Genomic DNA, 9,053 nt, shown 5'->3' with positions numbered 1-9,053 from the left:
CCCGCGGAGCGGGTCCCTTCGGGCTGCGCCCGAAGAAGCGAGCCGGGTCGCTGCGCTCCCCGACCGCTCCCGCTCCGCGTGAGCGGATGCGGCTCGCTCCGCTCACCGCCAGGCGGCACGCGCTCTGCGCTCACCGCCAACCGCAGAGCATCCGGCCCGCGTTGCGGGCCGGGGCCGGCCTCCGGCCGACCCGTGGCCTCCGCTGCGCTCCAGCCACGCCGGGCGCGCCCCCAACTCCCATGCGGGCCAGGTGTGCCACGCTCCGCGCGGCCCACCCACAGGGCTCGGGCCACAAGCAGCAGCAAAGAGAGGGAGGGTGACGAGTCGTCGGGAGAGCGACCGGCCGAACACAGTTCGGGGTGGGTGGGTTGGGGCGGATCCGCGGGTGCTTCAAAGATAGTAGCTAGCTTGATACTGGAATGACGGTGCACCACTCCTCACCAGGGGAAAGGGGGCTGTGGAATGCTTCGGATACGGGATGCGATATCGAAGAACGAAAGGCCTGGAATTGCGAGTATGGCGCGGGTGAAAGGCGGATCGGAAATGGCGGGATACGTGGGTGGGTGCGTTCGCGGGTGGTTAGCCGAATTGCTGCGGGTGGCGTTCGAGTGCAGGTGGGGATGAGAGCTGCGCGTGGCGGGGTATCCGTGTCAGGGGCTGTCGGCCGACCGGGCCGAGGCGCCGTGGTTCGGTCTCGCGCGCGTGCGCGTCTTATTGATAAAAGGGGCCGGCGCGGAAACCTGCTCTGACCTGCGGTTTTGCGAGGGGCTATGTGTTGGGCCTGACACATCGACCTGCGGTTTTGTGCCCCGTCCGACACAAGAGCACCACATTTGGCCCCGGAAACAGGTACAAAATGCGTTCGTGCTGGTCAGGTGCGTACTCGCCTGCCAGGACGCGAGAGGCGATGTGTCGGCGTCGACACCAGGGGGCCACGCCGACGGGGACAAAGGTCCCCTTGGGCGGGGACAATCTCGGCTAGGGTGCCGGGGATCACAGAAGATCGAGCAGCAGGAGCCAGGGTGGCCGGGGAAGCGAGTCGCTCCACCAGCAGAGGCCGGCGGTCGGCGAGCCGCGGTGAGCCCGTGACGTCGCCGCTGGCGGACAGCTTCGCCAAGGCCCTGGACCGGACGCCACCCGAGCGGGGCCGGCCGGTGAAGTCGGCGAGCGTCGAGTACAAGTACCGCGAGCCCCACGACGCGTGGGGGCGCGGGGGCTACAGCATGGTCAGCAACGACTTCCTCGCGGACGTCCTGGCGGTGCTGATCGCCCGGTACGGCATGTCGCCCGTCCAGTCGGCCGTCCTGCTGTTCTGCATGGGCCGCCAGGTCGAGGGCCGCCTGAAGATCACGCACATCAAGGTCGCCAAGCACCTCGGGGTGGAGCGGGCGAACGTCACCCGGGCGCTGGGGAGCCTGGAGAGCTGGCACATGCTCCAGCGCCGGACGAACTCGGTGATCGTGGTCAACCCGCTGATCTGCTTCAAGGGCAACGGCGACCTCCAGCGCGAGGCCCTGGAGCAGCTGCGGCAGGACGCCAGGGCCGCGCTGAGGAAGCACTTCCCGGAGATGCGGGAAGATGTTCTCGCGCTGGAGCAGGCGGCGAACGAGAGCTTCCCGGAGTTCACGCGGCCGGAGGTTCCGGAGCCGCGCACGCGGCAGCTGGCGTTTGGCGACAACGACGTGGAGGAGGAAGCATGCTGATCCAAGCCACCCTCGGGTTCGCGCAGCTGCACCGCCTGGAGCTCCCCAAGGCCGCCTACGACCTCCTCAGCGCGATGATGGAGGTCCAGCGCCCCGGCGGCGAGGTGAACGCCTCACAGGCCGAGCTGCGCGCGCGCGTGGGGCTCAGCAAGAACCGCACGTCGATCGCGATGAGCCAGCTGGTCGAGCGGCACGTCGTCCTGCGGCCCGAGGGCCGCTACCGCAGCTACTTCATCCACCCCTACTTCGCCGGGTACGCCAGCGAGGAGGAGATGGTGGGGGCGCTGCGCGAGGCGACCGAGGCCATCAAGGCCGGCGACCTGGCCGCGCCGGCGCTCCCCGCTCCACAGCGGCATCTGGCCGCCGTGCCCACCCGTCGCAGCGCTTGACCGGTCGCCCGGCCGAGTGACACGACATCAGCGGCGCCGCCTCCCCCCGTGTTGGAGGAAGTGGCGCCGCTCACTGCTGTGTTGGTGAAGGTGGAAACTGCTGCAGCCAGTGGGTGAGGGCAACCAGATCAACGTGGGGGAGTTCGCGGTCGGCCTTCTCCACGGCATCGAGCAAGACGGGCACCAGGGCCTGGCAGGTCACCCACACGTCCTCGCCGACGTACTTGTGGCTCTTGGGGTTCGCCGCTGCCGTGCGCAGCTGCTGCTCGATCTGCGGAGCCATCCTGCGGATCTTCGCGAGCGACTTCGAGAGGTCGGCCGGGGAAGGCGGAGCTGGTTCCTGCTGTGGAAGCGGCGGGCGAAGCCGTACCGCGTGGCTATAGAGGGTGGCCATTCCGAGCAACACCGCCGGCGGGCGGCGACGGTAGTTGGCGAAGCGCCCGTCGCCGGGTTCACGCTGGCTCTCCCGCTTGTTGCACGGGTAGCACAGAAAGCCCCTGGCCTGGTCAGTCTGATGGTCATGGTCCAACACGAGCGAGTCGGAAGATGTCCCGCCCCGCCGACCACGGCGTCCACAGATCGCACAACGGTCTCGCTGCCAGGTGAAGAGACTCGCTTCTGTGCTGAACGGCACCGACGTGCGGACAGCTGCCGGCAGCGGCCAGAACCAACACGCGGGGGCCAGGTGCGGCAGCCATCGGTCGATCAGCCTCTGGGCACCCTCCAGCATCTGCTGTACGGCACCGAGCTCCTCCGGGTTGAGATGCCGGAGACAGGCGGGCACGCCCGGAAGAGTCCCGTACCTACAAGGGCGTCCTTCGCCGCCTGGACTGATGTTCCAGCTGCCACGGCAACGGCCGGAGCGACGACGCTCAACCACGCGCTGAGCATGAAGGACCTGCTCAACAAGCGATGGCGTCATGACGTGAGCCATCTCCTGAACCCACAAGGCTCGATCACTGAAGTCAGCCTGTACGCCGGCGGCTTGGGGGGAAGTCGAGGCGGATGCCATAGCGGCACCGTAGGGGAGCTGATGACGAGTTGCGCTCCGTTCAACGGTAGTTCCGCCGCAAAGGATCATGCTGCACCCCTTCCCCTCCCGTAGGTGTATGAGATTCAATACATGTATTGAATCTCATACACCTACGGGAGGACCCGTCGTGTTACTCGCCCTCGTCACCGCCACCCTCGCCATCGTCGGCACGCTGCTCGGCTCGATCGTCTCCGGGCGCTTCCAGGAGCGAGCCGCCGAACGCAGCGTCCGCGTCAGCCACGGTGAGGCGATCCGGCGGGACCGCCTGGAGGCCGTCACCGCGCTGGCCTGCGCTGCCAGTGATCACCGCAGCGCGATGTGGCGGCGCGGCAAGGCCGTCCTCGAAGACGCCGCCGCCGAGAAGATCGAAGCTCTGCGGAGCGAGACCCACGGGACCCGGCCCGTCGTCACCCGCTCGCTCGTGACCATGCGCGTCCTGATCACTGACCCTGTCGTCCGGGTCGCAGCCGATCACATGATCACGCTCACCTACGCGATCCACAGCGCGTTCGGCTCGATGGAGGAGCTGGGCATCGCGCGCGAGGCGGCGATGCATGCCCACGACCAGTTCGTGGACACCGCCGCCCGCTACCTCGCCCAGCACGCCTGACCGCCCCACTGCCGTGCTCGCCGGGCGGCCGGCCCCCGGAGTGTCATCGCTCTCCGGCCAGATCGGAGTCCTCATGGAGCAGCAGTCGAACGCCCTCGCCCGGATCAGCAGCGTGGAGACGGCGGCCGAGCGGACCGTCGGCACCACCGGCGGCGAGGACCTGGCCGTGCTCGCTCCGGTCGCGGCCGCCGCGCTCAACCTGCTCGCCGACGCGGTCCGGCGCGGCGGCGCCGACCAGGACGACATCGTCCAGGTCCTCAAGGCCGCCGGTGTCCACGAGGCGTTCGCCCGCGTCTTCGACGCCGCCTTCGAACGCGTCATGGACGCGACCGACGACCCGTACGACTTCGACGTGCGGCTGCACGCCGACAACCTCGCCAAGGCCGCGGGCGACGTCCGGCGCGCCTTCGAGTGGCTGTAGAGACCCCGTCCGCACCTGTCACCGCCCCTGAGAGGACCCCCGGTGCCCGCTGTGGCCATCACCTCGTTCGGCTACCTGCACGGCCCGCAGCCGGACGCCCGCGCCTGCTACGACCTGCGCTACCAGTTCCGCGACCCGCATCTGCGCCCGGAGCTGCGCTACCTCACTGCCCGGGACGCCCCCGTGCGCGAGGCGGTGATGGCGACCGACGGCGTCTTGTCGCTGGTGCACGCCATCGCCGCCACCGTGGACGCCTACCTCGCCGGGCCGCGCCAGGACGAGCCGCTGACCGTGGCGCTCGGGTGCGCGGGCGGTCGCCATCGTTCTGCGACGGTGGCTGACGCGCTCGCCGCCGTCCTGTCCGGCGACACCGAGACCGCCGCCGCGTACCTGGTCGCCGACCTGGCCGAGCGGTACAAACAGCGCGGCCTGGCCGTCGACGTCCACCACCGCGACCTCGACAAGGACGTCGTCGACCGCTGAGCACCACCCCGCCCCGCACCACCAGGAGGAGAGCCCGGTGACCACCGAGCCTGAGCACACCGACCCCGTCCCCGACCTCACGATCCCGCTGTCCGCCGCCGACGCCCAGGCGCTGGGCGACGACGTCGGGCAGCTCGCCATGCGGCTCGGTGCCGTCCTGCACGGCCTCGCGCAGCTGCGCGCCGGCGGGACGAGCATCGAGGACCTCGCGAACACCATCCTGATGTCCAATGGCCTGATGAACCGGCTGGAGGGTATCCGGGATGCCGCGGTGCGTCAGCACGCCGCGCAGGGCGGCTCGTACGGCGCGCTGGCCAGCGCCATGGGCGTCACCCGGGCCACCGCGCAGTCCCGCCGCGACACCCTGCTGAAGAAGGAGTCGAGCGAGCTGGAGCAGTGGGCCACTGGCAGCAGCTGACCGCCGTGCAGCAGGCGACCGGCCGGTCGCTGCACGGCTCCGCTGTTCGCGGCCCGGCCTTGCTGCACGAGCAGCACCCGTGTGCCGCCCGGCCGCCGGCCTCGCCGTGCTGCATGTGTTGCTCAGGCTTCGACGTACGCCACGATCGTGATCTGCCGGAGGGCGGTCACGTAGTAGATCACCCGGACCCCGTCGATGTCGTCGGCGTAGTCGCGCAGCAGGGTGTCGGGCACCGGGGTGCCCAGCTCGGGGTTGACGCTGATCGCGACGATCGCGCGGTCCAGGCGGTGCGTCTCGGCCGCGGTCAGCTTCGCCAGCTGGCTCAGCGCGGGCTCCACCAGGACGACCTGGGAGCGGCGCGGCCCGTGCTCAGGCGACACGGGGCTGCTCACCGGCTAGGCGCTCCAGGTGGGCGTCGCGGGCTTCCTCCCACAGCACGCCGGACTCCGCGGCCGGGTAGCCGTGCTCTGCGATGTCCTCGAGGACCGAGGCGAGGACGTCGACCCGGGCGCGCTGGTCGGCCGCGTAGGCGCGGACGGACGCGGCGGCGTTCTCATCGAGGGGCTGGCGGTCGGGTGCGGGCGCGGGGGCCGGCTGCTGGCTCATCCGGGGCTCCTGGACGGGTTGCTTTGCTGGCGTGTGTCCTCACGGTAGCGCCGGGGCGGGGCGCTCCGGGACGGTACGGACGAAACCCGGCACCGGGCGGCGGTGCCTGGCGGGGAGCACCTTGACCGCCGACTCGACCACCCGCGACCCGGACGGAGTGTGATGACCGGAAAGGGGGCTGTCGCGCTTGTCACGCTGTCGCGGGAAAACGGCTCTGGACGGGGGTTCCGGGGGTGTTCGGGCTTCAGAACACGATCAATTCGGGTATTTGGGCGGCTGTTGTCACGCGGTCTGCGGCGAGCGTGACAGGCGCCGGATTAGGGTGCGTGACACTCCAGATGTGACGCTCGGTGAGCGTGACGGGAGCCACGTAGAGACGGTCGTGGTCGACGGCCAAGAGCACGCCGTGAAGCTGGGGGTCTTCCTGAGTAACAGCAAGAGCAGGCGGGCCCTTCGGAGGCTGCGCGAAGGTCCGTGCGGGAGTCGGCACGGACTCTGTGCCGCCTCGCAGCCGCGGGTTGCTCAAGCGTCGGCCCTTCGGGCGCGGGCGGTCAGAGCGTCGCACAGGATGCTGTCAGGCGTGCGGGCCATGCGCAGCAGTTCACGCACCACTTCGGCCTTGTCCCAGCGGATGCCGGTCTGAACCCGCAGCTCCAGGATCCACCGGTCGAGCTCCAGGGACTCGCTCGGGTCGAAGCCGACAGTCAGCCCTTCTGCCTTCGGGGCGGGCGATCCCCGACTGCGCGGCGAGCCTGCCACCTGCTCAGCCTGGACCACGTCCGTCTGGCACGTGGGGCAGAGCTGGTGTCCCTCGGCATTGATCACGGTGCCCCATCCCCGGCACTCCTCACAGTCACGGGCGCGGACCGGGTCGGCGTGGGGAACGGGCTGGAAGTTGCCTTGAGCTTCGTGGACCATGACCACTCCTCGATGAGGTTGCAGTCCAAGAATTGGGGCTTTATGCACCTTTCCTTTACCTATACGGGTAACTGTCAAGAGAGGCAAATCACTCTCAGTAGCCGGAGCTGAACTTTCTGAACGGCTCAGCTCATAGGCGAGTGTGTACCTTCGGAAACAGTCACTCACCGGTCGCTCCGGCCACGGGTCTCGATCCAGGCGGCGAGCGCGTGGACGGCGTCCGGGTCGGCCTGCGCCAGGCGCACCGCGTGGCCCGCGTCGAAGCCCTCCAGCGTCCCGGCCCGTGCCATGGCCCGCAGCAGCGTGCTGTGCGCCCGCACCGAGGCGGGGACGGCGTCCGGGTCCTTCGGCGGGGCCATGCCGTGGCCCTCCAGGAGGCGGTACATGACGAACTCGCCGTACTCGTTCAGGTAGTCGAGCGCGTGGCTGTCCTCGGCCTCGTACAGCACGAGCGGGCCTTCGGCGCGGTAGGGCGCCCCGGTCGTACCGAGCAGGCCGGCCTGTGCCCCACCTCCAGGTCCCGGAGCTCGGCTTCGGCTTCGGCAGCAGCAGCGGCTTCGGCGGCGAGCTCGTCCTGGACGACGGCGTCGGCCTTCGGGTCGTACGTCCCGCCAGTAGTGGCGAGCAGCTGCGCGATGCGCCGCCACTCGCTGACTTCGGCGGGGCCGCGTTCGTCGTCGGCCAGGTCCTCGCGGTCGCGGTCGATGTGCTGCTGCAGTTCGGCGTCCTCGAGCGCGGCCGCGGCCTCGGTGGCGGTCATGCCGGTGGCGCGCCGGCGGACCGAGCGGCGGCCGATCTTCGCCTGGTCGACCGGCTGGCGGGGCGCGGCCGCCGGGCCGGGAGCCGCCAGGAGGCGCAGGCGTCGGCGGGATCGCGGTACGGGGGTGCTCACGCGAGCCTCCCAATCGTCGCGGAAACAGTGACGGGGTATCCGGCTGCCGTGCGGTGGCGAGGCAGCCGTAGACAGGTTTATAGCAGCCGTGTAATTCCGCGTATCTAGAACTTGATGTCGAGCCACTCCACCTCTTCGAATTTCACCTCCAGGCCCGCCCGGACGCCACCGCCTTGACGGAAATAGGCGTCCGCGATGGCATCAGCGACCGCGTCATGGAGGTCGCTGTCCGTCGCTCCTTCCTCCTTGGCCGCCAGGATGGCGGCGGCGTGGAAGGGTGAGACGGCGACGGTGAGGTCCCGCATCCGCCCCGCGTCAGAGGTGCCGGAAGGGCCGAACCCGAAGTACGCCCGGCAGGATATGACCAGCCCTGCGGAAGTGGCCGCGCGCTGCCTGGCCTGTGCTCTGACCTGCGGTTGCCACTCTGCTTCGGTCTCCTGCGCCAGAGCGGCCTGGAGGCGCTTCTGCGGCTTCCTGGACGCTCCGGAGAGGTAGCGCTCGACCGTCTTGCGGGAGACGCCCAGGCGCTCGGCCAGCGTCCTGGTGGAGCCCTTCTTCCGCGTGCGAAGGAATTTCATCTGGGCTCGCGCGGATTTCGGCGCGGGCCGGGTGAACAGGGCACGCTCCGCACGGGCGAAGCCGTCCATGATCTTGGCGTGGACCCGGGCCGCGCGCTGCGCGTCGTCATCAGTCATGTGAGCAGCACACCTGTACGGGCTTGTGGACAGAGGCCGCCGGATAGACGGTCTCCCTCGCCCGTCGAAGGGGTTGACGGCGCAGGTCAGGCGGGACTTGGGTGGAGGGCCACGTCCAGAGCAAGGGGGCTGGCCATGGAGCTGCTCAGGTTCTCCGACCATCTGCCGCAGTGTTCGCGCTGCCGAGGCGATCTCATCATGAGCGGGGTGGCGCCGAACACGACGAACACGGGCGGCCGATCCATCTGGAGCTGTGCCCGGCCTGCGACACCGGCGACGTCGACCGCCCGGCGGCCGGCCTTCTCGTCCAGTGGTTCGCGAACGACGGCGGCAAGGACGAGCGCCGCGCCAAGGAGGGCGCGCACCTGCTGATGGAGTGGACGAAGGAGTGCATGGCCGCCCACGGCTGGTACTGGCAGGACGTCCCGCCCGACCAGCTCTGAGAGCACCGGCCCGTCGTCTTCCCTCGTGGCGGCGGGCCGGGCCTTTTGCCCCACAACCCAGTTCCTGCACACCGGCCAGGCAGCTGCCTTTGTGCTCGTGTGCGCGGGTTCAGCCGGTGGGAAGCCCGGCTCGGTTTCTGTTCCGTCGGATGCGGATCTCGCTTAGCGACAGGACGATGGCCGCGAGGTTGAAGGGAGAGGCGATGACGTTGGCTATCTGGTCGATGCCGAAGAAGCGCAGGAGGCTGGCACCGAACGCGATCAGGAAGAGGGACAGAGGGAGGTATCTGCGCCACGCGGGAAGGCTCCGCATCCGGGCAACGGTGAGTGAGCACCAGAGCGTGAGGCAGAAGATCGTGATGCCCACGACGGCGATTGCGATCAGCATAATGAGACGTTTCTCTGTAGGGAGTAAGGGGGGCGTTCCGTTCGAGCGTAAAGC

Annotated in this window: 15 protein-coding genes; 7 read left to right on the top strand and 8 right to left on the bottom strand. The window is 69.5% G+C overall.

Annotated elements, in window-relative coordinates:
* Nucleotides 1-1,085: 1,085 nt before the first annotated feature.
* Nucleotides 1,086-1,703: a replication/maintenance protein RepL gene (locus ACIOWN_RS32155; protein WP_362356378.1), complete on the top strand. Its 618-nt coding sequence runs from the start codon at nucleotides 1,086-1,088 to the stop codon at nucleotides 1,701-1,703.
* Nucleotides 1,697-2,092, top strand: a complete 396-nt coding sequence (locus ACIOWN_RS32150) for a hypothetical protein (protein ID WP_362356380.1) — start codon at nucleotides 1,697-1,699, stop codon at nucleotides 2,090-2,092. Before ACIOWN_RS32155 ends, ACIOWN_RS32150 begins: the two co-directional genes overlap by 7 nt.
* Before the next feature lie 70 nt (nucleotides 2,093-2,162).
* On the opposite strand, the gene ACIOWN_RS32145 is transcribed toward ACIOWN_RS32150, so the two are convergent.
* The gene (locus ACIOWN_RS32145) at nucleotides 2,163-2,822 is read right to left on the bottom strand and encodes an endonuclease domain-containing protein (RefSeq protein ID WP_401984157.1); all 660 of its coding nucleotides are present in this window, start codon (nucleotides 2,820-2,822) and stop codon (nucleotides 2,163-2,165) included.
* 430 nt (nucleotides 2,823-3,252) lie between these two features.
* On the opposite strand from ACIOWN_RS32145, the gene ACIOWN_RS32140 reads away from it, so the two are divergent.
* The 4 genes from ACIOWN_RS32140 (at nucleotide 3,253) to ACIOWN_RS32125 (ending at nucleotide 5,057) form a co-directional block, all read left to right on the top strand.
* Entirely contained in the window at nucleotides 3,253-3,735 is a 483-nt protein-coding gene (locus ACIOWN_RS32140; protein ID WP_362356384.1) for a hypothetical protein, read from the top strand.
* Nucleotides 3,736-3,808: 73 nt separating this feature from the next.
* Entirely contained in the window at nucleotides 3,809-4,156 is a 348-nt protein-coding gene (locus ACIOWN_RS32135; RefSeq protein WP_362356386.1) for a hypothetical protein, read from the top strand.
* 42 nt (nucleotides 4,157-4,198) lie between these two features.
* Entirely contained in the window at nucleotides 4,199-4,639 is a 441-nt protein-coding gene (locus tag ACIOWN_RS32130) for an ATPase (protein ID WP_401984155.1), read from the top strand.
* 37 nt (nucleotides 4,640-4,676) lie between these two features.
* On the top strand, nucleotides 4,677-5,057 hold the full coding sequence (locus tag ACIOWN_RS32125; protein ID WP_362356390.1) for a hypothetical protein: 381 nt from the start codon (nucleotides 4,677-4,679) through the stop codon (nucleotides 5,055-5,057).
* 122 nt (nucleotides 5,058-5,179) lie between these two features.
* On the opposite strand, the gene ACIOWN_RS32120 is transcribed toward ACIOWN_RS32125, so the two are convergent.
* The 6 genes from ACIOWN_RS32120 to tpg all read right to left on the bottom strand — a co-directional run bounded on the left by ACIOWN_RS32120 (nucleotide 5,180) and on the right by tpg (nucleotide 8,168).
* On the bottom strand, nucleotides 5,180-5,449 hold the full coding sequence (locus ACIOWN_RS32120) for a hypothetical protein (protein WP_401984153.1): 270 nt from the start codon (nucleotides 5,447-5,449) through the stop codon (nucleotides 5,180-5,182).
* On the bottom strand, nucleotides 5,427-5,663 hold the full coding sequence (locus ACIOWN_RS32115; RefSeq protein ID WP_362356396.1) for a hypothetical protein: 237 nt from the start codon (nucleotides 5,661-5,663) through the stop codon (nucleotides 5,427-5,429). Before ACIOWN_RS32115 ends, ACIOWN_RS32120 begins: the two co-directional genes overlap by 23 nt.
* Before the next feature lie 522 nt (nucleotides 5,664-6,185).
* A complete protein-coding gene (locus ACIOWN_RS32110; RefSeq protein WP_362356398.1) occupies nucleotides 6,186-6,581 on the bottom strand; it encodes a hypothetical protein in 396 nt (131 codons plus the stop codon).
* A 164-nt stretch (nucleotides 6,582-6,745) separates the two neighbouring features.
* Complete coding sequence (locus ACIOWN_RS32105) at nucleotides 6,746-7,030, bottom strand: hypothetical protein (RefSeq protein ID WP_401984151.1); 285 nt, start codon at nucleotides 7,028-7,030, stop codon at nucleotides 6,746-6,748.
* Nucleotides 6,988-7,473 carry a hypothetical protein gene (locus ACIOWN_RS32100; protein WP_362356402.1) on the bottom strand — a complete coding sequence of 162 codons (486 nt, stop codon included), beginning with the start codon at nucleotides 7,471-7,473 and terminating at the stop codon, nucleotides 6,988-6,990. Before ACIOWN_RS32100 ends, ACIOWN_RS32105 begins: the two co-directional genes overlap by 43 nt.
* A 104-nt stretch (nucleotides 7,474-7,577) precedes the next feature.
* Nucleotides 7,578-8,168: a telomere-protecting terminal protein Tpg gene (gene tpg / locus ACIOWN_RS32095; RefSeq protein WP_362356404.1), complete on the bottom strand. Its 591-nt coding sequence runs from the start codon at nucleotides 8,166-8,168 to the stop codon at nucleotides 7,578-7,580.
* A gap of 170 nt (nucleotides 8,169-8,338) precedes the next feature.
* Here tpg and ACIOWN_RS32090 point away from each other — a divergent pair, with 170 nt between their 5' ends.
* Complete coding sequence (locus tag ACIOWN_RS32090) at nucleotides 8,339-8,611, top strand: DUF6300 family protein (protein ID WP_362356406.1); 273 nt, start codon at nucleotides 8,339-8,341, stop codon at nucleotides 8,609-8,611.
* A 109-nt stretch (nucleotides 8,612-8,720) separates the two neighbouring features.
* Here the strand turns inward: ACIOWN_RS32090 and ACIOWN_RS32085 are convergent, their stop codons facing one another.
* A complete protein-coding gene (locus ACIOWN_RS32085) occupies nucleotides 8,721-8,999 on the bottom strand; it encodes a hypothetical protein (RefSeq protein ID WP_362356408.1) in 279 nt (92 codons plus the stop codon).
* Nucleotides 9,000-9,053 lie beyond the last annotated feature (54 nt).

The sequence above is a fragment of the Streptomyces sp. NPDC087787 genome (assembly GCF_044743035.1).
GTDB lineage: Bacteria > Actinomycetota > Actinomycetes > Streptomycetales > Streptomycetaceae > Streptomyces.
This window is presented reverse-complemented; position numbering and strand designations above follow the sequence as displayed.

Coding starts and splice junctions, on each gene's coding strand:
- ACIOWN_RS32115 (WP_362356396.1), bottom strand. CDS start 5,663: ATGAGCCAGCAGCCGGCCCCCGCGCCCGCACCCGACCGCCAGCCCCTC.
- ACIOWN_RS32145 (WP_401984157.1), bottom strand. CDS start 2,822: ATGCTGGAGGGTGCCCAGAGGCTGATCGACCGATGGCTGCCGCACCTG.
- ACIOWN_RS32110 (WP_362356398.1), bottom strand. CDS start 6,581: ATGGTCCACGAAGCTCAAGGCAACTTCCAGCCCGTTCCCCACGCCGAC.
- tpg (WP_362356404.1), bottom strand. CDS start 8,168: ATGACTGATGACGACGCGCAGCGCGCGGCCCGGGTCCACGCCAAGATC.
- ACIOWN_RS32085 (WP_362356408.1), bottom strand. CDS start 8,999: ATGCTGATCGCAATCGCCGTCGTGGGCATCACGATCTTCTGCCTCACG.
- ACIOWN_RS32150 (WP_362356380.1), top strand. CDS start 1,697: ATGCTGATCCAAGCCACCCTCGGGTTCGCGCAGCTGCACCGCCTGGAG.
- ACIOWN_RS32135 (WP_362356386.1), top strand. CDS start 3,809: ATGGAGCAGCAGTCGAACGCCCTCGCCCGGATCAGCAGCGTGGAGACG.